17 protein-coding genes, 1 tRNA gene and 1 pseudogene are annotated in these 23,184 nt (G+C 51.0%); 13 read left to right on the plus strand and 6 right to left on the minus strand.

Annotated elements, in window-relative coordinates:
• The first annotated feature begins 84 nt into the window (after positions 1-84).
• Positions 85-1,179, plus strand: coding sequence for a reverse transcriptase domain-containing protein (locus HMPREF9431_RS10180; RefSeq protein WP_004381203.1), 1,095 nt, complete (start codon positions 85-87; stop codon positions 1,177-1,179).
• Positions 1,180-1,241: 62 nt separating this feature from the next.
• Here HMPREF9431_RS10180 and HMPREF9431_RS13560 read toward each other — a convergent pair.
• From HMPREF9431_RS13560 to HMPREF9431_RS10205, 4 genes and pseudogenes are all read right to left on the minus strand, one after another.
• Positions 1,242-1,555 (minus strand): annotated as a pseudogene (locus tag HMPREF9431_RS13560) (IS256 family transposase, variant Zn-binding type); the annotation flags it as partial.
• Positions 1,556-1,798: 243 nt separating this feature from the next.
• Positions 1,799-1,870 (minus strand) — tRNA-Arg (locus HMPREF9431_RS10190).
• Between the two features lie 607 nt (positions 1,871-2,477).
• Positions 2,478-3,770, minus strand: coding sequence for an L-cysteine desulfidase family protein (locus HMPREF9431_RS10200; protein WP_004381207.1), 1,293 nt, complete (start codon positions 3,768-3,770; stop codon positions 2,478-2,480).
• A gap of 11 nt (positions 3,771-3,781) precedes the next feature.
• Positions 3,782-5,899 (minus strand): protein-disulfide reductase DsbD family protein, encoded by a 2,118-nt coding sequence (locus HMPREF9431_RS10205; RefSeq protein WP_004381210.1) that lies wholly within the window; start codon positions 5,897-5,899, stop codon positions 3,782-3,784.
• Between the two features lie 324 nt (positions 5,900-6,223).
• On the opposite strand from HMPREF9431_RS10205, the gene HMPREF9431_RS10210 reads away from it, so the two are divergent.
• The 8 genes from HMPREF9431_RS10210 to HMPREF9431_RS10245 all read left to right on the plus strand — a co-directional run bounded on the left by HMPREF9431_RS10210 (position 6,224) and on the right by HMPREF9431_RS10245 (position 17,025).
• On the plus strand, positions 6,224-6,460 hold the full coding sequence (locus tag HMPREF9431_RS10210; RefSeq protein WP_004373076.1) for an acyl carrier protein: 237 nt from the start codon (positions 6,224-6,226) through the stop codon (positions 6,458-6,460).
• A gap of 123 nt (positions 6,461-6,583) precedes the next feature.
• Positions 6,584-7,846: a beta-ketoacyl-ACP synthase II gene (gene fabF / locus HMPREF9431_RS10215; protein ID WP_004381211.1), complete on the plus strand. Its 1,263-nt coding sequence runs from the start codon at positions 6,584-6,586 to the stop codon at positions 7,844-7,846.
• Entirely contained in the window at positions 7,836-9,092 is a 1,257-nt protein-coding gene (gene rnc, locus HMPREF9431_RS10220) for a ribonuclease III (RefSeq protein WP_004381212.1), read from the plus strand. The genes fabF and rnc overlap by 11 nt, the downstream gene beginning before the upstream one ends.
• A 342-nt stretch (positions 9,093-9,434) precedes the next feature.
• Positions 9,435-10,052 carry a fumarylacetoacetate hydrolase family protein gene (locus tag HMPREF9431_RS10225; RefSeq protein WP_004381213.1) on the plus strand — a complete coding sequence of 206 codons (618 nt, stop codon included), beginning with the start codon at positions 9,435-9,437 and terminating at the stop codon, positions 10,050-10,052.
• A gap of 6 nt (positions 10,053-10,058) precedes the next feature.
• On the plus strand, positions 10,059-13,634 hold the full coding sequence (gene porU, locus HMPREF9431_RS10230; protein ID WP_004381214.1) for a type IX secretion system sortase PorU: 3,576 nt from the start codon (positions 10,059-10,061) through the stop codon (positions 13,632-13,634).
• Between the two features lie 71 nt (positions 13,635-13,705).
• Positions 13,706-14,851, plus strand: coding sequence for a type IX secretion system outer membrane channel protein PorV (gene porV / locus HMPREF9431_RS10235; RefSeq protein ID WP_231287827.1), 1,146 nt, complete (start codon positions 13,706-13,708; stop codon positions 14,849-14,851).
• A gap of 202 nt (positions 14,852-15,053) precedes the next feature.
• Entirely contained in the window at positions 15,054-15,527 is a 474-nt protein-coding gene (ispF, locus tag HMPREF9431_RS10240) for a 2-C-methyl-D-erythritol 2,4-cyclodiphosphate synthase (RefSeq protein WP_040561675.1), read from the plus strand.
• Between the two features lie 49 nt (positions 15,528-15,576).
• Positions 15,577-17,025 carry a DUF6080 domain-containing protein gene (locus HMPREF9431_RS10245; protein WP_004381217.1) on the plus strand — a complete coding sequence of 483 codons (1,449 nt, stop codon included), beginning with the start codon at positions 15,577-15,579 and terminating at the stop codon, positions 17,023-17,025.
• 47 nt (positions 17,026-17,072) lie between these two features.
• Here HMPREF9431_RS10245 and HMPREF9431_RS10250 read toward each other — a convergent pair whose 3' ends face one another.
• Positions 17,073-18,416 (minus strand): ATP-binding protein, encoded by a 1,344-nt coding sequence (locus tag HMPREF9431_RS10250; protein ID WP_004381218.1) that lies wholly within the window; start codon positions 18,414-18,416, stop codon positions 17,073-17,075.
• Between the two features lie 539 nt (positions 18,417-18,955).
• On the opposite strand from HMPREF9431_RS10250, the gene HMPREF9431_RS10255 reads away from it, so the two are divergent.
• Both HMPREF9431_RS10255 and HMPREF9431_RS10260 read left to right on the plus strand, forming a co-directional pair.
• Complete coding sequence (locus HMPREF9431_RS10255; protein ID WP_025069873.1) at positions 18,956-19,426, plus strand: Lrp/AsnC family transcriptional regulator; 471 nt, start codon at positions 18,956-18,958, stop codon at positions 19,424-19,426.
• A 24-nt stretch (positions 19,427-19,450) separates the two neighbouring features.
• Entirely contained in the window at positions 19,451-21,190 is a 1,740-nt protein-coding gene (locus tag HMPREF9431_RS10260; protein ID WP_004381220.1) for a fused gamma-glutamyl-gamma-aminobutyrate hydrolase/peptidase, read from the plus strand.
• A 285-nt stretch (positions 21,191-21,475) separates the two neighbouring features.
• On the opposite strand, the gene HMPREF9431_RS10265 is transcribed toward HMPREF9431_RS10260, so the two are convergent.
• Positions 21,476-22,033 (minus strand): ORF6N domain-containing protein, encoded by a 558-nt coding sequence (locus tag HMPREF9431_RS10265; RefSeq protein ID WP_004381221.1) that lies wholly within the window; start codon positions 22,031-22,033, stop codon positions 21,476-21,478.
• Positions 22,034-22,389: 356 nt separating this feature from the next.
• Between HMPREF9431_RS10265 and HMPREF9431_RS10275 the strand changes: the two genes are divergently transcribed.
• Complete coding sequence (locus tag HMPREF9431_RS10275; RefSeq protein WP_155813018.1) at positions 22,390-22,731, plus strand: hypothetical protein; 342 nt, start codon at positions 22,390-22,392, stop codon at positions 22,729-22,731.
• Between the two features lie 54 nt (positions 22,732-22,785).
• Entirely contained in the window at positions 22,786-23,127 is a 342-nt protein-coding gene (locus tag HMPREF9431_RS10280) for a hypothetical protein (protein WP_004381223.1), read from the plus strand.
• Positions 23,128-23,184: the final 57 nt, after the last annotated feature.

The following is a 23,184-nucleotide window of genomic DNA, read 5'->3' on the forward strand; positions in this document are numbered from 1 at the left end:
TACTGATAAGGATGACTGCCGATGTCAGCCATCCTTAACAGCCTGATCGGCTGTTATATCCAGTAAGAGTAATAGATTGATGTTATGGATTTCCCGAGAGACTCTTTTATACAACAACTGAACGGATGCAACTCTCAATTCCGTTCCTCTATTATAGAATATACAGACAACCTGATAAAGAAAGGGCTGCCAGTAATATTTTCACTAAAACACTTGGCAGGCATAGTAAGTGTAGAGTATTCGGAACTTATTTCCATCAAAGACCACATTGATGGTTATTATGCATATTTTACAATCAAGAAAAAACATAGTAGCAAGAGGAGGCGGATAGTTGTTCCATATCAGAACCTAAAACGTATTCAACGATGGATATTGCATGAGATTTTGGATAAGATTCCTGTTCATCCCCAGAGTAAGGGATTTGTCAAGGGTGGCAGTACTTTTCAAAATGCAAGTCCTCATGTTGGTATGTCTTTCATACGCAAGTTTGATTTCAAGAATTTCTTCGAGAGTATAACCGTACAGCGTGTCTACGGTATCTTTTTAGAAATAGGTTATTCGCCAGCCGTGAGTCACGACTTGGCTACGTTATGCACTTTGAAATTAAAAGAAGAAAAGTACCAAAGTCTTAGGGGGTACAAACAGCGTTGTTTCAGATATTTGTATAATAAGCCTAAGGCGGTTCTGGCACAAGGTGCTCCAACAAGCCCAGCTTTAGCTAATCTGATATGCCGTGGATTAGATAGCAGATTAGCAAAATTTGCTGACTTGAACGGAATACATTACACTAGATATGCTGATGATTTGACATTCTCTGCGAATGAACTTGAGAAACTTCCTACACAGAGTTTTCTCAAAAAGATAGTTGAGGAGGAATCACTACAGTTGAATTATAGCAAGACTGGAACTTATGGACCTGAATCTCGTCAAATGGTTACAGGTATTCTTATAGATGGAGAAAAACCTCGTGTACCTCAGAAGTTCAAACGACAAATCTATAGACATCTTCATTTTTGTGAGAAGTATGGAACCCAAGCACATTTTGATCACGTAATGCCGGGACATTCTCATGCCCGCCAATGGCTGTATGGTAAAATACTGTATGTTAATTCCATTGAACCAGAGATTGTCGAGGATATGATTGCAAAAGCTGATGCGTTAGATTGGGGCTTATTGTGATATGTATAGCAGAATTTGCAAATGGAGGCGTAATGGACATTTGGTAGGCTGGTAATTCCAATCTACTTTTTCATATTTAGAAATCCATCTATGAACTTCTTTTTATTGGTCTCCTTCATCCCATTATGATTATGCAGTGCTCTTTTAAGTTGAGAGTTAAATCCTTCCAAAAGATTTGTCGTATTGGGTATCTCTAATTCCGGATATTCTTCATACGATAGAGCCATTTAAGGTGTGCCTTTACACAACGCCTTGCAGTTCTCAGCCTTCTATGTGCATAGATTGTCTTGTAGGAGATTAGCAGTGTTCGTTCATCAAGGAATTCTTTCCATTCATCACACCATTTATCAAAGCCTACTATAAATCCTTCTTTCCCGATAATAGTGATGTGGCGGTACAGATATGAAACGCAAAGATATGCACTACGAGGATTGAAATCGGTTCCCATCTCATGACAATAGAGTGTGTCTACGGCACAAATGGAGCACGAATGCCTGCCCATAAGTTCTTGGAAACAAGAGAAATGTGCCCATCTCACTCCATACAGCCACACCTTTATGCGCTCCAAACATTGAGAAATGTTGCCCGAAAAAGAATATAAGGAAAAAGAAAAAGGGAGTGGTCTCACCGAGAATCGAACTCGGATCTAATCTTTAGGAGAGACTTGTTCTATCCATTGAACTATGAGACCTTTATAGCCATCGCAGTGAAACAGCGCGCACACCATCACCCACTGGCTGGCAATCGCTGAGGCGTGCCGCTGCAACTACGCGCTGCAAAGGTACAATATTTTGTGGAAACAGCCGAACTCGGCTACTATGAATTAGGAAAGTAGCAGAAGAAAGTCCACGCAACTGCATGCTTTTACCCTGCAATCTGCACCATTTTAGCACGCAAAGGCAAAGAGATTGAGCGGAAAAAGCATAGCGATTGTTCACAAAGGGCGCAGCCCCGTGACGCTATCTTCAAAGGCATTACCTACAAAGGGCATGAACAAGTGGCGCTACCTTCAACGACATTCGCTGCAAAAGGCATGAACAAGTGGCGCTACTTTCAAGGACGTTATCGGCAAAGGGCATGGACAAGTGGCGCTACCTTCAAGAGCATCCACTGCAAAGGGCATGGACAAGTGGTGCTACTTTCAAGAGCATCCACTGCAAAGGGCATGAACAAGTGGCGCTACTTTCAAGGACGTTCTCGGCAAAGGGCATGAACAAGTGGCGCTACCTTCAAAGGCATTCCTTGCAAAGGGCATGGACAAACGGCGCAGATAGTGTTGCAAAACGAGAGCAATGCCGTTAGCACGATTGCTTTTGCGTCATGATTTTCAGCACCATATCGTCGGTGGCGCACATGGCTTCTTTGCCGATGCTCGTGAGGTTGTGGATGCTCTGGTCCACGCAATCATCAATGATTCCTTCGGCCGACGTGACACATCGTCCCTCGCGTGCCAACAAAGCGCTGAGCAAAGCTGTGCTCACTCCCGAACAAATCTTCAGCGAACAACTGGGCTTTGCCCCATCACAAATCATGCCAGTGAGGTTGGCTATCATGTTTTTCACCGCATGACACACGTCCGAATAATTGCCACCCATGAGATAGGTGATGCCACAACTGCTGCCGATGCTGGCTACCACGCACCCACAAAGGGCGCTGAGCTTGCCAAGACTTTGCTTGATATAGATGGCCGTGAGATGGCTCAAGATGAGCGCTCGCGTGAGTTCTTCCTCGGTGTTCTCGTTCTCTTCGGCATAAACGGCCACGGGATTGGTGGCGCAGATGCCTTGGTTGCCCGAGCCCGAATTGCTCATCACAGGGATTAAAGCACCGCCCATGCGCGCATCACAGGCCGAGGCGGTGGCCGAAATGATGTGTGAAAAGATGCTGTTGCCAAAGATGCCGTGGCTCAACGGACGGTCCATCGTCTTGCCTAAACAATGACCATAGTTGCCTTTTCGACTCTCGCGCGCCGCCTTCAGGTTGTATTCCTTGGTTTGAAGAATGAACGACAGCTCGTCGATGGGGGTTGTTGTGGCAAAATCCCACACCAATTTCATGTTCAGTTCTATATCGTCATTCCCTTCTTCCTCACCGCCTTTCATGCGCTTATCGAGCATCACCTTGCCACCAACGGCCTCATAAACAAAGTTGGTGTGGGCGCGTTGAATGATGGCTGTGGCCTGCTTGTCGCCCTTTTGGCACGTCACCTCCACATAAAGTTTGTCGCAACAATCCTCCTTGAGCTTGATGTTGAGACACACTTCCTCCAAATATTGTTTACCTTCAGACAGGCTTTCGGGCGTCAAATCCTTCAGCACCTCCAACTGATAGGCGCTCTTTCCGATGGTAGCTCCTAAGGCAATGGCAATGGGAAGACCTATCATGCCCGTGCCGGGAATGCCCACTCCCATAGCATTTTTGAGGATATTGGCACTCAAAAGCACCTCAATCTTCTCGGGACGGCAGCCCAAAAGTTCGGTAGCGCGCGCCGTACAGAGCGCAACAGCCATGGGTTCGGTGCACCCAACCGCAGGCACTACCTCGCGTTGGATGAGCGAAAGCAGTTGCTGTCGTGTGGTTTTGTCAAGCATCTTCGTACGTTTTATGGCTGTTTGCGATAGGCCTCAAGACCGCGTTGCAAGAAACCTAAATAGGCTTTCACATCTTCTTTATAAGCATAGCTGCCCACCAATGGACGCCCTTCGTTGTTGACGGGCACATAGAACGGTTGGGCATTGGCGCCAAACTTGCTGCGTTGCAGATAGCTCCACTTATCACCCACGGTGCGTAGCGTGCGCGTCTGCCCGTTTTCTTGCACCGTCATGGCCTGCGGAAGCGGGGTCTTGTCGTCGACAAAGAGCGAGATGAGCACATAATCCTCTTGCAAAGTCTTGGCCACAGTGGGGTCGGTCCACACGGCAGCTTCCATCTTTCGACAGTTCACACAGCCGAAACCGGTGAAGTCAAGCAATGCCGGTTTGCCGGCTTTTGCAGCAGCTGCCATGCCCGCTTCGTAGTCATGATAGGTGGCACGCACCTCTTTGGTGTTCAAATTAAAATCCTGTGTGCTCATGGGTGGTGCGAAAGCGCTCACGGCTTTGTTGGGTGCGCCCCACAAACCGGGCACCAAATAAACGGAAAAGGCCAACGAACACAGTCCTAACATGATGCAGGGAACGGGCATGGGTTTATCGATTTCGCCCCCGATGGCATCGCTCTGAAACTTCATTTTGCCAATGAGATAGAGTCCCAAAGCGGCGAAAATCACAATCCAAAGCGACAGGAACACCTCGCGATCTAAGATGTGCCAGCCATAGGCTAAGTCGGCAACGCTGAGGAACTTCAGCGAGAACGCCAACTCGATGAAGCCAAGAACAATCTTGATGGTGTTCATCCACGACCCCGATTTGGGTGCGCTCTTGAGCCAACTGGGGAACATTGCAAAGAGCGTAAACGGCAAAGCCAACGCCAATGCAAAGCCAAACATGCCCACAGCAGGGCCAATCAGCGAGCCCGAAGTGGCCGAAGCGACCAACAAAAAGCCGATGATGGGACCCGTACACGAGAAACTTACCAAGGCCAACGTGAAGGCCATGAGGAAGATTGAAAGCAGACCTGTGGTGGAAGAGGCTTTCGTATCGACCGCATTGCCCCATTTATCGGGCAGCCGAATCTCAAACCAACCGAAGAAACTCACGGCAAACACCACGAGCATCAAGAAGAAAAAGACGTTGAAAAGGGCACTCGTGGAGAGGGCATTCAAGGCCGAAGCGCCGAAAAGACGCGTGACGATGAGCCCCAAAGCCAAATAGATGACCACGATAGAGGCACCATAGATGAGGGCATCTTGAATGCCTTTGCGCCGGTTATCCTTCGCCCGTTTCAGGAAAAAGCTCACCGTCATGGGGATGATGGGCCACACACAGGGCGTGAAAAGCGCCAACAGTCCACCCAAAAAACCCATCAAAAAGATGTAACCCCAGCTCTGACTGTCGCTCGCATCGGTGCCGTTTTGCTGTTGAAGCATCTTGACAACGGGCTTCCACAGCGTGGCTTTGTCGGCTGCCGAAAGCGTCTTTTCCCCGGCAACAGCTGCGGTTGCCAAACTATCGGCTGCGGTTTGCTGCGCTAAATTGGCCGGTGTGGCGGGCGTTAATGCAGCTGCATCTATGTTCGTCTGCGCACCATCACCTCCTTTTTCACCTGCCTTAGCCGCCGCTATCGCAGCCGTTTGCTCAGGTTCAGCGTTTTTTTTTGCTACGAAAGCCGGACTCTTGCCTTGCTCATGCACTTCGACTTGTGTGGGTGGCAAGCAGCTTTGGTCGTTGCAAGCACCATATTCCAAATAGCCTTTCAACGCATATTGCGGTTTGGTGAAGCGTATTTTCTGCACAAACTGCGCACTGTTTTCGAAATAACGCAGCTGCATTTCGAACGTTTTGTCAAAGTTTTTAATCTCTTTTCCACGTGGCGTGAGCTTGCCAACCAACTCCACTCCGTCGAGCTTCTCGACGTTAAAAGTGGCCGAAGTGGGGCCTCCGCCGGGCAAATTAGTAGAATAGACGTGCCAACCGGCCGCAATCTTACCTGTGAACACCAACTCCGCTTCGGCGGTCTTTCCCGCTTTTAGCTGCACAGAGAACTTCGCAGGATTCTGTATTTGGGCTTGAACCAAGATGCTCACCATGAGCATCAAAGCCATTGTGCATAATTTTTTCATTCAGCTTTCGTGTTATGTCTTTATATATAATAATGTCTTTTATCGCCAACATTGATTTCAAAGTCAACGCTTTTGCAAATTTACTAAAAAACTTAGAATAATATAATTTGTCGATAAGATTTTGCATTTTTGAACAAAAAAAGAATGGCTTTTGGGGCAAAAAACAGTGAAAAGGCGGCCTAAAACCTGCACAACTTAGGGGTGTTTGTGCAAAAGAGGATGCTTTTTTGATAGAAATATTTGCGAATATGAAAATTAATGTGTTCCTTTGCACCCAGTTTTTTATTAGGGAATTATTTATTAAACATTTTAAAAGTAACAATTATGTCAGAAATTGAAAGCAAGGTAAAGGCGATTATCGTAGACAAACTTGGTGTTGACGAGGCTGAAGTAAAGCCCGAAGCAAGTTTCACAAACGATTTAGGTGCTGATTCTTTGGACACTGTAGAATTGATTATGGAGTTCGAAAAAGAGTTTGGTATCTCTATTCCCGATGACAAAGCTGAAACCATCCAGACCGTTGGTGACGCTATTAAGTACATCGAAGAAAACGCAAAGTAATTGCATAGCAAACGCTTTATTTTGCAAATCATACGATTAGGGGTTAGTGATTAAGGATTGGTAGCCGCGCAAGTGTGTGCCCAATCACTGGTCCCTAATCCCTAATCATATTTTATATTTCACATGGAATTAAAAAGAGTCGTTGTAACAGGCTTGGGAGCTGTAACCCCTGTAGGCAACAATCCCGAAGAAACATGGGCTAATCTGCTGGCCGGAAAGAGCGGTGCGGCGCCCATCACCCTGTTTAATACCGAGATGTTCAAAACCAAATTCGCGTGCGAAGTGAAGGATTTGAACGTCACCGATTATATTGATCGCAAGGAAATGCGCAAGATGGATCGTTATTGTCAGCTGGCTATGATTAGCGCCATGCAGGGCATAAAAGATGCCAATATCGACGTAGAAACCGAAGACTTAGACCGCGTTGGCGTGATTTTCGGTGTCGGAATTGGAGGCATCAAGACGTTCCAAGACGAGGTAACCTATTATGGACAGCACGAAGATCAAGGGCCCAAGTTCAACCCTTTCTTCATTCCTAAGATGATAGCTGATATTGCTGCAGGGCAGATTAGCATTCAATATGGCTTCCATGGTCCCAACTATACCACGACAAGTGCATGCGCTTCGTCGAGCAATGCCTTAGCCGATGCGTTTAATCTCATCCGCTTAGGCAAGGCCAATATCATCGTCAGTGGCGGTGCAGAAGCAGCTATCTGCGAGTGTGGTGTAGGCGGATTCAACGCCATGCACGCCCTCTCTACCCGCAATGATGACCCCGAACATGCGAGCCGTCCATTCAGTGCGAGTCGCGATGGCTTCGTGATGGGTGAAGGAGCAGGCTGTCTTATCCTCGAAGAGTTAGAGCATGCGAAGGCTCGTGGCGCTAAGATTTACGCCGAAATGGTAGGCGAAGGTGCCAGTGCTGATGCCCATCACATCACCGCTTCTCACCCAGAAGGGCTGGGAGCTAAGCTCGTAATGCAGCGCGCTTTGGAGGATGCCGGCTTGCAACCCACCGATATCGACTACATCAACGTGCACGGAACGTCGACACCTGTGGGCGATGTTTCTGAGGCAAAGGCCATCAAAGACGTCTTTGGCGACCATGCCTACAAGCTCAATATCAGCTCAACCAAGAGCATGACCGGCCACCTTCTCGGTGCAGCAGGTGCGGTAGAAGCCATGGCTTGCGTGCTCAGTGTGAAGCATGATATCGTGCCACCGACCATCAATCACGAAGAGGGTGACAACGATGAAGCATTGGATTACAACATGAACTTCACCTTTAACAAGGCACAAAAACGCGAAGTGCGTGCCGCTTTGAGCAACACCTTTGGCTTCGGTGGGCACAACTGCTGCGTGATTTTCAAGAAATATGCTGAGTAATCTCATCGATAGAATAAAGCTTCCTTTCCGCAAGGAAAAGGAGCTTTATTCGTCTTTACACACCATCTTGGGCTTCTATCCCCACGATATTAGCTACTACAAGCTGGCACTGATGCACAAAAGTGTCATGCGGCGCAACGCAAAAGGGCGTCCGGTGAACAACGAACGGTTGGAATTTCTCGGCGATGCTATCCTCGATGCCATCGTGGGTGACATCGTCTATCGGCACTTTCCGGGCAAGCGTGAAGGCTTCCTGACCAACACACGCTCGAAACTTGTGCAGCGCGAAACGCTCAACCGCTTGGCCAAAGAGATGGGCATCACCCGCTTGGTGCTTAGCAATGGGCGCAGCTCCTCGCACAACAGCTACATGGGAGGCAACGCTTTCGAGGCTTTGGTGGGCGCCATCTACCTCGACAAAGGCTATGAAGCCTGCATGCGCTTCATGCAGAAACGCATCCTCGGACAGTTGGTAAACATCGACAAGGTGGCCTATAAGGAGGTGAATTTCAAGAGCAAACTCATCGAATGGAGCCAGAAAAACCGCGTCAACCTCAGCTTTGAGAACATCGCAGAAACCACCGATCAGGGTGGAAGTCCCGTGTTCCAATATAAGATTATCATCGAAGGTCTCGAGGGATGTGCCGGAAAAGGCTACAGCAAAAAGGAGAGTCAGCAAATGGCTTGCAAGCTGACCTTAGAGAAACTGCGCAAGGAGCCTCAATTCATCGATGCCGTCTTCGCAGCCAAAACCAACCGCACAAAGATGGAAGAGGAACCGGTTGAAAACGTTCCCACTACCGAACCCGACGAGAGTTTCTTGATGTCTGTGCCCGAAACAACGGTTCCTGCAACACAAGAAGCATCGGCTGACGACACACAGACTGCTGCAAACGACATCCAAACGGCCGAAAAACCGGCTGCAAAGGGCAAGAGACGCCGCCGTTCGCCCATGTACAAGGCAAAAGAAACGCCGGCAGAAGGGCAAGCCTCCATGGCTGAACAGCCTGTCAACGGTGCCGAAAAAGCCGACGAACCAGCTGGCAAAAGGACTCGTAAAACAGCCAAAACGGCAGAAGATACGGCCGAAAACGTCAACAAGATGGCTGATCAACGTGCCGACAGCACGGCTCCATCGGCCGACGAAACCGCCGATGACGACTTCGATTTGAGCGACATCAGCGCCCGAAAGCAAAGCCGTGAGGAGATTATCGAAGCCGCCGAAGCTGCCGCTTTCGGCGAGTAAGCCTCGCAATCTCTGCGACTTTAGTCGGCAATTCATACGAAAAAACAAGAAAAGGTGGCCCACATTTGCCACCTTTTTCATTGCTTTTGCAAACCCATCGTTCACCAATGTCTTAGAAGAGGAGTTTGCTGATGCGTACAGCGTGCGCTCCATCTTCCCAAAAACGCAACATTCTCCCTTTCCACATCTCCTCCCATCGCCCTCTCTTCCGCCAGCCACAATGAAAAGAAGGCATTTCTTTGGCGGAATAAAAAAATATACCGAAATTTGCAAAACGGCTGGTCTGTGCGCAGCCTATAGACGAAAAGGGCACGGCAACGATACGCAAAAAGGAAATTAGGAATGAAAATTTTTGGCATAGAAGGCAATTATAACACTGCGGCATGCACGCAACAAGGGGATGGAACAGGGGCAGATGCACCCGTGCTTTTCACCAAATGCGACACGGCTTTGCTCAAAGACAGTAAACCTTTTTTCATTCCCGACCACTTAGGCATCATCACTGCTGCCGTGCATCTCGTGGTGAGAATCTGCCGATTGGGCAAGACCATCGCCCCACGTTTTGCCACACGCTATTATGATGCCGTCACCCTTGGTGTGGACTTCACCGCTACAGACTTGCAAAAAAACTTACAAAAGGCCGGCCAACCCTGGGACTTGAGCAAGAGCTTTGATGGTAGCGCCGCCATAGGCACATGGGTTCCATTGGACGAACTCAAACCCATTCACAACCTCCCCTTCACACTTTCGTGCAACAACACGCCCTTGCAAGCGGGCTATTCGGGCGACATGCGCCACAACATCGACGACCTCATTGCCTACATCAGCCAGTTTTTCACCCTCAAAACAGGCGATCTCCTCTTCACCGGAGCCCCCGTTTCGCCCAACATCGTCCACATCAACGACCACCTCGAGGGCTTCATTGGCGAACGAAAAGTGCTGTCGTTTAACTGTAAATAGGAAGCGATGGGGCACATGAAACGATTCAAACGTTCAAAACAAGTTACGATACAATGCTGTTCAGGCCTACTTTTGCTCTGTATGCTGGTGCTGGATGCGGCCGCTTCCTCACGCTTTTTCCACCTCTCGTCCACCCAATTACACATCGATTCGGCATTGGCGCGCTTCACGTATGCCATGTCTTTGTCGGGCAACTACCGCGATTCCATCTACCAGGTGGAGGTGGTTTACCCCGAGTTTGCGCCCCTTTCGCCGGCACAGCAGCAGGCTTATCGGGCGATAACCACGGCGTTGCCGCCCACATGGCCCACGGTTGAGCAGACGATGGTGGTGCAACGCAAGCAGCCGATGTTGGTGGTTTCGTTTCCTCCCTACGCCTATCGCGACGGGCACTATTGCGCTTTGACGCGTTTCATGTTGCGCATCACGTCGCAACCTCGTGCGCTTGCCCACGCTCAGCGCAACCCTTTGTCCACCCGTATGGCTGCTGCCGACCGCTATACCCATCAATCTGTACTGGCACAAGGGCACTGGGTGAAGATCAAAGTGGCCGAGACGGGCGTGCATCAACTCAGCGAATCGCTCATCCGTCAGGCAGGGTTCAGCGATATAAATAAGGTGCATATCTATGGTTATGGCGGTTGGTTGCAAAACGAAGTGGTGCGCGAAGCCGACCTCATTACGGGCGATGACCTGCACGAAGTGGCGCAATGTGTGGTGGGGGGGCGCCATCTTTTCTATGCCAAAGGGACGGTTTCGTGGGATGATGCCACGGCACTTCGCCGCACACGCAACCCCTATTCCGACTATGGTTACTACTTTCTTACCGAGTCATCTGCGCCACCACGCACCATGAACGAAACTGATTTTCTGCAACAATTCTATCCCTCGCCCAACGATTACCACACGCTTATCGAGGACGACAGCTATGCTTGGTACCACGGTGGGCGCAACCTCTACGACAAAACGCCCATCCCTGCGGGTCAAACGGCCACGTTCTCGTTTGCCCATCCCCCTGCTGCTACTGCCGCAACGCTATCGGTAAATGTCAGCGCGGGTGCTCCATCTGTGGTCGAAGTGGCTGTGAACGACCAGCCCGTCGGCCAACTTTCCATTCAACTGCACGCCTATGACGCGGGCAACGAGGCGCAAGGTGTCTATGTGTTGCCCACGCTCCAGCCCACCGATCGCGTGCGCATCACCACCCTTTCGGGCGGCCCTTGTCGGATGGACTATGTGTCGATGACCTGGAATGCCCCCTTCCCTGCGCCGCAATTAGCCACCGATGCCTTCCCCATTCCCACCATCGCCGGCACCATCTCACCGCAAAATCTCCACGGCGATGGTCCTGCTGACATGGTCATCATCGTGCCTTCGTCGGGCAAACTCACGGCCGAGGCCGAACGTTTAAAGGCCTTTCATGCCCAACACGATGGCCTTCGCGTCAAGATTGTGGCGGCCGATGCCTTGTATAACGAGTTCTCCAGCGGCACACCCGACGTGAATGCCTACCGCCGTTACCTCAAGATGCTCTACGATCGCGCCACCAATCCCGCCGATGCCCCTCGCTATTTGCTGCTCTTTGGCGACTGCCTTTGGGACAATCGGCTGCGTACAACGGCCACAAAGCAGCTGCAGGCCGACGACTACCTGTTGTGCTACGAGAGCGAAAACTCGTTCAATGCCATCGAATGTTACGTGAGCGATACCTTCTTAGGGATGTTGGATGACGGCGAAGGTGGTGCGCTCCAGACCCACGATATCCCCGATATTGGCGTGGGACGCTTCCCTGTTTCCACCCCCGAAGAGGCCCGAACGATGGTCGATAAAACCATTCGTTATGCCGAAAACGCTGATGCCGGCGCATGGCAAAACACCTTGCTTTTCATGGGCGATGACGGCAATCAGAACCTACATATGGACGATGCCAACGATGTTGCCGACGCTGTTGCCCAGCAACACCCCGCACTCTATGTGAAAAAGGTGATGTGGGACGCCTACAAACGCCAGACCTCGACCACGGGAAACAGCTATCCCGACGTGCGAAAAGCCATCATCGAGCAGCAACAACGCGGTGCCCTCATCATGGATTATGCCGGTCATGGCTCCGAGGTGCAGCTCTCCCACGAGGGCGTTCTCAACCGCAACGACTTCGCAACCTTCAACCATCGCCATCTACCGCTGTGGATAACGGCCTCGTGTGACATTGCTCCTTTCGATGGTTTGGCACCCACCTTGGGCGAAACGGCCGTGCGAAACGCCCACGGAGGCGCAGTGGCTTTCTTCGGAACCACACGCACCGTCTATGCACGTTACAACAAAATGCTCAACATGGCCTATCTCAAACACGTGCTGAGCACCACCAACGGCCGCCTCAACACCCTCGGAGAAGCTCACCAGTTGGCACTCGCCGAGATGATTACCACGGGCAAAGACCGCACAACCAACAAGCTGCAATATGCCCTTTTGGGCGACCCTGCCCTGCGTTTAAACCTGCCTCGACAGCAAATGGTGGTCGATTCGATTGCCGGCATAGCGACCCACAGCGGCACAATGCCCACGCTCAAGGCAGGCAGTGTGGTGCGCATCGCGGGCCACATCGACGGGCAACCGCAGTTCAAAGGCCTATCTACGCTCGTGGTACGCGATGCACCCGAACGTGTGACTTGCCGTTTAAACGACCCCACAGAGGCCGACACTGCCTTTCAATACACCGACCGCCAGACGGTGGTTTTCACGGGAACGGACAGCGTTCGCGCCGGAAAATTTGCCTTCACCTTTGCTGTTCCACGCGACATTCGCTACAGCAACGGGCAAGGTCTCATCACCCTTTTCGCCACCGACGACAGCCAACGGCTCACGGTGAATGGGCAATCGCAGCAGTTCACCGTAGGCGGTTCGGCGCTACCCCCCACCGATGGCACGGGACCCACCGTCACTTGCTACCTCAACCACCCCTCGTTTCGGCCGGGAGGTCGCGTGAATGCCATGCCAATGTTTGTAGCATCGCTCCACGATAGCGACGGCATCAACGTCACCGGCAGCGGCATTGGCCACAACTTGGCACTCGTTGTCGACGGCGAACCGCAGCAAACCTACAACCTCAACGACCATTTCCAGTTCGACATCGGCAGCTACACCTCGGGAACGGTGACTTTCCAGCTGCCCCAACTCAGCGAAGGCCGCCACCGATTGCAGTTCCGCGCATGGGATGTGCAAAACAATTCGTCGGTCACCACGCTCGACTTCGTTGTCGACAGCCACATGGAACCCCACCTCATCAGCGTGCAGCTGTCCGAAAATCCGGCGCGAAACCACACGCAGTTCCGCATCGAACACGACCAGATAGGCACCCCCCTATCGATAGAAATCAGCGTCTTCGACCTCGTAGGCCGCCCCCTGTGGCACCACATCGAGCAGGCCACACCCGCCCATTCCGTCTACACCATCGACTACAACCTCACGATGCAAGGCGGAAGTCGCTTGCCACCGGGGCTCTATCTCTGCCGCGTGCGCCTCGTTAATGGCGGCAACAACCACGAAACGAAAACCCTGAAATTGCTCGTTGCGGGCAATAAATAAACGTCCAACACGTTATGTCATTACACATTTGCAACACAATGAAAGTAAAAACAACGATGCTCGTCGCCCTCATGCTGGCCGGTTTCAGCCCACAGATAGCGGCGCAATCCATCAAAGAAACGATTTTCAATCCCGTCTACACGGCCGTAACGTCGCAGACCATCGCCCCCGATGCCCGAGCAGCCGGCATGGGTGACGTGGGTGTAGCCACCGATCCCGACGTGAATGCGCAATATTGGAACCCCGCAAAATATCCGTTCAACATCAGTCGGGCGGGCGTTTCGCTCAACTACACACCGTGGTTGCGCCGCTTGGTCAACGACATGTATTTGGCCAACCTCACGGGATTTTATCGCATCGGCAACTACAGTGCCGTGTCAACCTCGCTACGTTATTTCAACATGGGCGAGGTGGAACTGCCCCATAGCGGCTCGACGGGCGCCATCCCCACCATCCATCCCCACGAGATGTCGTTCGATGTGGGCTACGCTTTGATGCTCAGCGAGCGCTTTTCCATCGCGGCTGCCGTGCGTTATATCCACTCCGACCTCACCTATGATTATAGCGATGCCACCCAGCCCGGCAGTGCTTTTGCCGCCGACCTCGCCCTTTACTATCAAAACTACGTCACGATGGGGCAGCGCGAGTGCCAATTAGGCTTGGGCATGAACATCTCTAACATCGGCAGTAAGATTAATTTCAGCAGCGATGACAACAGCGAATTCATCCCCACCAACCTGCGTTTGGGCGGCGCTTTGATGGTGCCCATCGACGAATACAACCGCTTTTCGGTGGCCGTGGATGCCAACAAGCTGCTCGTTCCCACACGCCCCATCCAGCGCGACAACGAACTTCCCGCCGATTTCGACAAGCGCTTGCAACGCGACTACTACGATGTGTCGAGCATCAACGGCATCTTTAAGAGCTTTAGCGATGCGCCCGGCGGACTGAAAGAAGAACTGCAAGAGGTTTCATGGAGCCTTGGTGGCGAGTATGTTTACCACGACCAGTTTGCCGTTCGCGCGGGTTATCACCACGAGAGTGCCAACAAAGGTAACCGAAAATATCTCACCCTCGGCGCCGGTTTCAAAACCCATGGCATCGCTTTAGACGCGGCCTATCTCATCGCCACGGCCAAAAGCAACCCCTTGGACCAAACGTTGCGCCTCTCGCTCGCCTTCGATTTCGACGGCATCAAGGACCTCTTCCGGCGGTAGTCACGCTCGTTGCGTGACAGCAACAAGGGCTATGCGCGCCACACATGGGGTTGATGCACCCCACAAAAGCAGCATGCGCCGCAACCCTTGCGCATTGTTCGCCCAGCAAAAGCAAAGCAATAGCCTCGCAAACCACGCCATTTTTCCGCACAATCTCGTGCAGATTGGCGTGCAATTTCATCGACATTCAAAATCAACCAATATGATAAGAGTAGGAATGGGCTTCGATGTCCACCAGTTAGTTGAAGGCCGCAACCTGTGGTTGGGCGGCATCAAAATTCCGCATAGCATGGGTTTGCAGGGCCATAGCGACGCCGATGTGCTCACACATGCCATCAGCGACGCCCTCCTTGGCGCAGCCAATCTGCGCGACATCGGCTATCATTTTCCCGACACGAGCGACAAAACGCTCAACATGGATAGCAAAATCATCCTCAAAGGTGTCGTCGACCTGCTGGCCGAAAAGGGCTACCACATTGGCAACATCGACGCGACCCTTTGCGCTGAACGACCCAAAATCAATCCCCATGTGCCGGCCATGCGTGCGTGTTTGGCGCAGGTGATGGGCATCGACGAAGACCAAATCTCCATCAAAGCCACCACCACCGAGCACTTAGGGTTCACGGGTCGCGAGGAAGGTATGTCGGCCTATGCCGTGTGTCTCATCGAGAAATAAAGCCGTTTCTCGGTTCTTTTTCTTAATTTTGCAGGCCAACAAAGGCAAGATGAAACATATTTTTGGCATTTTCCGCATCAAGAAAGACGAACGAGGGATGGCGCTCGCCGCGGCACTCTATGCCGTGGTGCTCAACCTTTTGGTCATCCTCCGCTATGCTTCCCAATATACTAAGGTGGGCGAAGCCTATCATCAGCTGTTCGTTCGCACGTTCCACATCTCGGGATTCGACCCACTGAGCTACGCCGTGGTGTCGCAATGGGAACAGGCTTACAACATTTATCGTCACCCGTTGTTGGCATTTTTCATGTTTCCTGCTGCACAACTCAACCAAGCACTCATGGCCATCACGGGGCTCAACATGGTACCTTTCATCGTGGGCTGCATGCTGGTGTTCTGCGCTTTCTACAGCATCCTGTTCCTCTATCGCCTCATGGTGCAAGTTATCGGTGTGCAACGCCTCGACGCTTCACTGCTGTCGGCTTTTTTCATGAGCATGGCCTATGTCATGGTTTCGGTGAGTGTGCCCGACCATTTCTGCTTTTCGATGTTCATGTTGCTGCTCACGTTGTGGGTGGCGGGGCGCAAAATGCAGCAGGGACAGCCGTTCACCAAGTGGCAAACCATCTTGTTTTTCATCGTCACGGCGGGCATCTCGCTCAACAACGGCATCAAGATTTTCATGGCCAATGCGTGGGTCAACGGCCGAAAATTCTGGCGTCCGGCCAACCTCTTCCTAGCCATTGTGCTGCCATCACTGCTGATGTGGGGCGCGGCACGCATGGAATGGAACCATTATGAACGCCCCTCGCAATACATCAAAAACCAAAAACGCAAGGCCGAGGTGGCTGCTGCGCATGCCAAAATTGCACAGGCCGTGCGCGATACCACGCATCTCACCGATACCACGGCCATCAAACGCGCCATTCAACAGGCCATCAAACGGCAGGCACACCAGCAATATGTGGCTGACCACAAGCAGCCTTGGAACCGCCACAAGGGGCAACCCATGGGCAAAGGTGAATTCACCCAGTGGACCGACGGCACCACTTCGCGCTGGCAGTCGACGGTGGACAATCTCATGGGTGAGTCGATTCAGCTGCACGAAGACCACCTCTTGCAAGACACGTTGCGCGCCCGTCCGCTCTTTGTGCCCTATCGTTACGCCCTCAACTACGTGGTCGAAGGGCTCGTAGCACTGCTGTTTCTGTGGGGCATTTGGGCGGGTCGGCGCCACCGTCTGCTGTGGCTTGCCCTCTCGTTTTGGGCATTCGACATGGTCATCCACATGGGCTTGGGCTTCGGGCTGAACGAGGTTTACATCATGGGTGCCCATTGGCTCTTCGTCATTCCCATCGCCTACGCCTACCTGTTGCGCCAAACGGCCACGCAGCGTCGCTGGCATCGTCTGCTCCGCACGCTCCTTTTGGTCCTCACCCTCTTTCTCTTTTGCTGGAACTTTGCGCTCTACACCCACTATCTCTGCACCGCCGCATAGCCCCATTCCCACGTCTCTACCCTCCGATCACCACCGGCATGGCAACGCTACTCACACGCTTTGCGGGGTAAAAAGGGCGCTTGGGGTACGCACGACGCAAAATATTTCTGAATGCCATAGAGCGGAATATTCTCCATCCACGTTTGATTTTCATAGCCAAGCATACTGATGCGCAGGCCTTTAAGCCCGTATTCGGGATGCCTCTCAACATAGGTTTTCAACGATTTTGCACGCACATTCTCTTCCGCTTTCACCTCTATAGGTATCGTTCGCAGAGGCGTTTGCACCACAAAATCAATCTCGGCCGGTGTCGAAGTGCTGCTCCAATAATAAGGTTGTAGCCCCAATGCCGTGAGCTGTTGCAGTACAAACTGCTCGGTGAAAGCACCCTTAAATTCCTTAAAAACATCATTGTTGACAATCATCTGCTGCACAGGCGCGCCTGCCATGCAAGCAAAAAGACCACAATCGAGCAGAAAGAGCTTGAAAGCAGTGAGATCTTCATAAAATTTTAACGGTGCATGCACTTCCTTCACACGGCTCACCTTTTGCACAATCCCTGCATCAATGAGCCACTGAATAGCCAACTCATACTCGCGTGCACGCGCCCCTTGCCGAATAACGCCATAGAGAAATTTCTTGTTTTCCTTGGCCAACTGCGAGGGTAAGCTGTCTAACACCTGCCCAATGCGCACACTCTCAGCCTTAGAACAATGCTTCGAAATGTCATTACGATAGGCATTGAGGAGGTTTTCTTGCAACTGACGAACGACCATTAAATCGTGCTGCTGCGTGAAAGCAGCAACCACTTCGGGCATTCCTCCCACATAATAGTAATAACGCAAGTGCTCCATCAGCTTCGATGCCACACCATTGACCACAGACCAATCGCCTTGTTGCAGCAGACGAAGCAAGCCTTCCTCGTCTTGTGCCATGAGAAATTCTTCGAAATCCATGGGATGGAGCGTGAGCATATCCACCTTCCCCACAGGAAAAGAATACCCTTGCTGGAGCGTAATGCCCAGCAACGAACCCGCCGCCACCACATGATAGTCGGGTGCTTGCTCTTGAAAATATTTCAAACTATGTAGCCCACGAGGTGCTTCCTGCAGCTCATCGAAAATAATCAGCGTATGATGTGGCTCGGGATAAACACCTGTGATGGCCTGAATTGTCAGCAACATACGTGGCAGATTGTAGTCGGCTTCAAACAGACTGCGCGCCAAAGGTTCGGCATCACAGTTGATATAGGCCACCGATGAATAGCACCGGCGACCAAACTCACGCATCAACCAAGTCTTTCCCACTTGGCGTGCGCCCAACAAAATCAAGGGTTTGCGCTGCTCATTCGCTTTCCATTGCGCTAATAACTGAAAGGCTTTTCGTTCCATTCCAAACTATTCTTTTCTGCAAATTTACACCTTTTTCGAGGGATAATCACACTGTTTTTACACATTTTTCGAGGGTTCAACGTGCAAAAACAACACATTTTTCGAGGGAAAGGCACAGAGATGGAGAAACAGTTACGCATGTTTTAAAAACAAAAACGCGATAGATTTCTACTCATGCACAACCCTTTTCAGGAATCATCATTGCCTTTTTCGTGGAAAAAAGTGCTTAAAAAGTACATAAACGTTGTTTTTTATTGCATAATTCAATTATAATCCTTACATTTGCTCTGCTTAAGGCGCATTTCAAAACCTACGCTTCGCAACAACAAGGCCGTTCATTGCGTAACTTTTCCTTTCTTTTTGAAAGCACGATAAGGCCCATAAGGTTTTCAAAAAAGGAAGAGCCAGCGTGCCGAAAGATGGCCAATAACCCAGCATAGGTGCATGGCTTTGCCCTAAAAATAAGGGCTGGGTGCCATACGAATGTGCCCCAAAGAATGGAAAAAATAAACAACATGAAACAAGAGGAAGAGAAAAAAATGGAAAAAATAGATCAACTCGACCGTAAGATTTTACGTATTTTATCAGATAATGCGCGCGTTCCTTTCAAGGAAATTGCAGCAAGATGTGGTGTTTCGCGTGCTGCTGTGCATCAACGTGTGCAGCGTCTCATCGACAACAACGTGTTTATGGGCAGCGGTTTCGACATCAATCCCACCCGTTTGGGCTATCCGCTTTATGCCTATGTGGGCGTGCATTTGGAGCATGGAAAGCTCTATCATCAGGTGGTTGAAGGCCTAAAAGCCATTCCAGAGGTGGTAGAATGTCACTGCGTCACAGGCCGTTACGCCATGCTATTGAAGCTCTATGCGCGCGACAATGCCCACCTCATGGCACTACTCAACACGCAGGTGCAAGCCATTGCGGGCGTAGTTTCTACCGAAACGCTCGTGAATTTGGAGGCAAGCATACAGCGTGAACTCCCCATTCACATGGAGAACGGAAAGTAATATTTTTTCATAAACATTCGAGACATGAACAAATCCTTTCAGCTTCAGGCGCAGCTCGATGCCATCTATGACCATTTTCCCGAGGCCAAGCCGCGCCCTTTGATTGGCATTTCGGCCAATACGGCCGACATCGACCTCGCGCTTCGGCGCGTATATTGCGATCAGATTGTGCGTGCAGGCGGCGTTCCCATGGTGCTTCCGCCAGTGGATGATGCCGAAGTGTTGATTAACATGCTCGAAGGAATCGACGGATTGGTGCTCACGGGCGGTGCCGATTACAACCCATTATGGTATGGCGAACAGCCTGAAAAAGAGCTGCATACCATCAATTCCACACGCGATTTGCCCGAACTGCTGCTCACTCGTTTGGCCTTCAACCGCCAGATTCCCATCTTAGGCATCTGTCGTGGCGTGCAAACCATGGCCATTGCCTTGGGCGGAAACTTGGTGCAAGACCTCAAAACGCACCTCAAACACAGTCAGGACGCACCGCGTTCGGAGGCCACACACAGCGTGACCATCACCGAAGGCAGTACCCTATATGGCCTTTATGGACAGGAAACTTTTGTCAATAGTTTTCACCATCAAGCGGTGAAAGACTGCGGTTCGCATCTCCATGTCGTAGCCACGGCACCCGATGGTGTGATTGAAGCGGTGGAAAGCACCGAGCAAAAGGCGCTCATGGGCGTGCAATGGCATCCCGAATGGATGGGCGACGAGGGACTGAAACTGTTTGAATGGCTCACGCAACGCAGCCGGGAGTTCAAGGCTGCCAAGGCACTTCACCGCGAAATCCTCACGCTTGACAGCCATTGTGACACGCCGATGTTCTTCCCACAGGGCGTGCATTTTGAGCAAAGAGACCCCAAGGTGCTCTACGATCTGCACAAGATGACCGACGGAAAGCAAGACGCCGTGACCATGGTGGCCTATCTTCCGCAGCATCCTAAGCCCGGAGAACTGCCCGAAGGCATGTCGCCTCGCCAGTATGCCGACAGCATTTTCGACCAGATAGAGGCCATCGTGGCGCACGAGAGTGACTATGTTGCCTTGGCCAGGACGCCCCAACAGCTCTACGAAAACAAGGCGATGGGCAAGAAAAGCATCATGCTCGGCATTGAAAACGGGCTGGCTATTGAAGACGATATTCGCAACATTGCCCACTTTGCGCAACGCGGAATCGTTTATATCACGCTGTGTCACAACGGCGACAACGCGATTTGCGACAGTGCAAGAGGCACGCAAACGCATGGCGGTGTGAGTGCTTTTGGCGAGCAGGTGATAGGCGAAATGAACCGATTAGGCGTGATGGTCGACCTCAGTCACGGTGCCGAAACGAGTTTCTTCGATGCTCTTTCCATCAGCCAAACGCCCATTGTGTGCAGCCACAGCAACTGTAAAGCGCTGTGCGATGTGCCGCGTAACCTCACCGACGCGCAGTTAAAGGCGCTCGCTCAGGCGGGAGGTGTAGCGCAAATCACGCTCTATCACGGCTTTTTGCGCAAGGAAGGTGAGGCCGACATCCGCGATGCCATGGCCCATTTGAACCATGCTATCGACGTGATGGGCATCGACCACGTGGGCCTTGGCACCGATTTCGACGGCGATGGCGGCATCAAAGGGCTGGCCGATGCGTCGGAACTCATCAACTTCACCACCGCCCTTTTGCGGCAACGGTTCTCGAAAGCCGACATCAAAAAGATTTGGGGCGAGAACTGGTTGCGCGTGATGCGCCAGGTGCAAGCCGCGAAACACGACGCATAGGGCGTTGAATTGCAACAGAAATCAACGCAGATGATCCATTAATCGCAACGGATAAGGCGTGCAAAGTGGTGCATATTTCGTCGCACACGCGCTACACCTATTTTATATATAGGTGAAAGTAGCGTTGATTTCTGTGGTGATTCAAGAGAAAGGAAAAGGGATAGAAAGGGCTTGAGCTGCGCAACACGGCTGGATATCATTCAGCCAAAATCACAGGCTTCGCAGCAGATGAGGGGGTGTATGCGACCAAAGCGAACGGACAGGAGCAAGGAAGTGGAGAGTCGTTTATCCCTTTTGCTCGCGCGTAGTCTCCAACTCCCATTTAAAGAACCCAAGGTTTACGCCAAAGGTCATCCGCTGAACTTTAATCGGCATGGGGTCGGTAAAGACTTCATTCATGAGGCTTTTAAAGGCCTTTTGCTCTTTAGCCGTCGGCAGTTCACCGCCGTTTGCGATGTCTTCGTTTGTCTGTTGCATGGCTCTTGCTAATTGCCTGAGCTTGGTAAACGTCTCGATGATGGCAATGGTGGTTTCTATTGCAACGGGAGAGCGCAGAACTGTCGCCAACATATACAATCCTTTTTCCGTAAAAGCGTTTGGCATCTTACGAACACCACCCCAATTTGATGTCACAAATTGTGATTTCAAGTTTGCATATTCATCCGGTGTGAGCTGTAATATATACCCTTCCGGAAATCGTTCGCCATTACGTTTTACGGCTTGATTGACGACTCTTGTCTCCACACCATACAGTTCCGCAACGTCTCTATCAAGGATAACCTGCGTATCTCGAATAACAATAATCTTACTTTCGACCTGTTTTGTCGGTTTGTCTTCATTCATGACAACAAAGATAGTGCTTTTTCTTGAAGTTTTTGCTTCTTCCTTTCATCCTTTTTTACTTATTATTCATCATCTAACCCGCTGCTTATCTATGCTCTTTCACTCGCGATGTTAAAACAAGGGCACACACCACTATTTTACATTGCCGTCACAAGATTCCTCAATGTGCCCTGCATGGGCGATGGACGGTGCACTTCAGGCGTGCAACAACGCTACTCCTTCATGAACACCATGATACCCATGGAAGCACATGGGTGGGCATATACATGTGAAAAAAAGTTATTTTTAAGGGGTAAAGAGCACCATGTGATGGAATTTTGGATAGGTTTGTATCCCTAACTTTTATGTATGCTCACATGGAATTGATATATTTTTTTCTCGTCGTCGACCTCCTTCCGTTAGGTCTTTTCTTGTGGATTTTCCGCCATCTTCCCCCAAAGGAACAGCTTGCCGCGCTGAGTCCGTTGCTCCTTCAGTTGCCCATGTTGCTCGTCTGTGGCATTTTTGATGGCGAGTCTCTGCTATTTGCCTTTCGTTTCGGGCTTTTCATACCCTATTTGTTTCTCAATGCCATCACCCTTTCAGGTGCATTCTCGGCCGCACTTTGCTATCGCCGTCAGTGCACGAGCAATGCAATGGTCTTGATTTGTTGTAATTTCTTCTTCCTACTCATGGGCACAGCGCTCCTCATGCAATAAGGAAAACGGCGGTTGAAGCACATGAGTTCCACCTTTTAAACGAACTTGATTCAAATGGAAACATCTTATATTTTCGCCATCGTCCACCTCGCCTTGCTCGTGGTCTATCTCATCCTGTTTCGCCATGTCGCCCTGAAGAAGCGGCTGTTGGCACTCTATCCCTTGGCCATAGGATTGCTCATCACCATCGTTAACGGCGTTGAATTTCGTCCAAGTCTCGGAAACTTGGTCAATATAGGGCCGATCCCCTACGCCATTGTGCAAGCCTTGCTGATACAAGCGAGCAGCTATGCCGGTGCCTATTGCTTCTTAAAGCGGTGGGATGCACAAGCCATCGTGGTGCTGTTCATCGGTTTTGCGAGCAGCATGTGCTTAGCTGCCCACGCCTTTCATTAATCCCTGATGGTGGCTTAACGTGCAGATAGAACTCATTTTAAATGCTCTTTGGCCATG

The sequence above is a fragment of the Segatella oulorum F0390 genome, assembly GCF_000224615.1.
In the GTDB taxonomy this organism is placed as follows: domain Bacteria; phylum Bacteroidota; class Bacteroidia; order Bacteroidales; family Bacteroidaceae; genus Prevotella; species Prevotella oulorum.

What these genes read in the sequence shown, in the direction of transcription:
- HMPREF9431_RS10180 (WP_004381203.1), top strand. Translation starts at nt 85, where the DNA reads ATGGATTTCCCGAGAGACTCTTTTATACAACAACTGAACGGATGCAAC.
- HMPREF9431_RS10200 (WP_004381207.1), bottom strand. Translation starts at nt 3,770, where the DNA reads ATGCTTGACAAAACCACACGACAGCAACTGCTTTCGCTCATCCAACGC.
- HMPREF9431_RS10205 (WP_004381210.1), bottom strand. Translation starts at nt 5,899, where the DNA reads ATGAAAAAATTATGCACAATGGCTTTGATGCTCATGGTGAGCATCTTG.
- HMPREF9431_RS10210 (WP_004373076.1), top strand. Translation starts at nt 6,224, where the DNA reads ATGTCAGAAATTGAAAGCAAGGTAAAGGCGATTATCGTAGACAAACTT.
- fabF (WP_004381211.1), top strand. Translation starts at nt 6,584, where the DNA reads ATGGAATTAAAAAGAGTCGTTGTAACAGGCTTGGGAGCTGTAACCCCT.
- rnc (WP_004381212.1), top strand. Translation starts at nt 7,836, where the DNA reads ATGCTGAGTAATCTCATCGATAGAATAAAGCTTCCTTTCCGCAAGGAA.
- HMPREF9431_RS10225 (WP_004381213.1), top strand. Translation starts at nt 9,435, where the DNA reads ATGAAAATTTTTGGCATAGAAGGCAATTATAACACTGCGGCATGCACG.
- porU (WP_004381214.1), top strand. Translation starts at nt 10,059, where the DNA reads ATGGGGCACATGAAACGATTCAAACGTTCAAAACAAGTTACGATACAA.
- porV (WP_231287827.1), top strand. Translation starts at nt 13,706, where the DNA reads ATGCTGGCCGGTTTCAGCCCACAGATAGCGGCGCAATCCATCAAAGAA.
- ispF (WP_040561675.1), top strand. Translation starts at nt 15,054, where the DNA reads ATGATAAGAGTAGGAATGGGCTTCGATGTCCACCAGTTAGTTGAAGGC.
- HMPREF9431_RS10245 (WP_004381217.1), top strand. Translation starts at nt 15,577, where the DNA reads ATGAAACATATTTTTGGCATTTTCCGCATCAAGAAAGACGAACGAGGG.
- HMPREF9431_RS10250 (WP_004381218.1), bottom strand. Translation starts at nt 18,416, where the DNA reads ATGGAACGAAAAGCCTTTCAGTTATTAGCGCAATGGAAAGCGAATGAG.
- HMPREF9431_RS10255 (WP_025069873.1), top strand. Translation starts at nt 18,956, where the DNA reads ATGGAAAAAATAGATCAACTCGACCGTAAGATTTTACGTATTTTATCA.
- HMPREF9431_RS10260 (WP_004381220.1), top strand. Translation starts at nt 19,451, where the DNA reads ATGAACAAATCCTTTCAGCTTCAGGCGCAGCTCGATGCCATCTATGAC.
- HMPREF9431_RS10265 (WP_004381221.1), bottom strand. Translation starts at nt 22,033, where the DNA reads ATGAATGAAGACAAACCGACAAAACAGGTCGAAAGTAAGATTATTGTT.
- HMPREF9431_RS10275 (WP_155813018.1), top strand. Translation starts at nt 22,390, where the DNA reads ATGGAATTGATATATTTTTTTCTCGTCGTCGACCTCCTTCCGTTAGGT.
- HMPREF9431_RS10280 (WP_004381223.1), top strand. Translation starts at nt 22,786, where the DNA reads ATGGAAACATCTTATATTTTCGCCATCGTCCACCTCGCCTTGCTCGTG.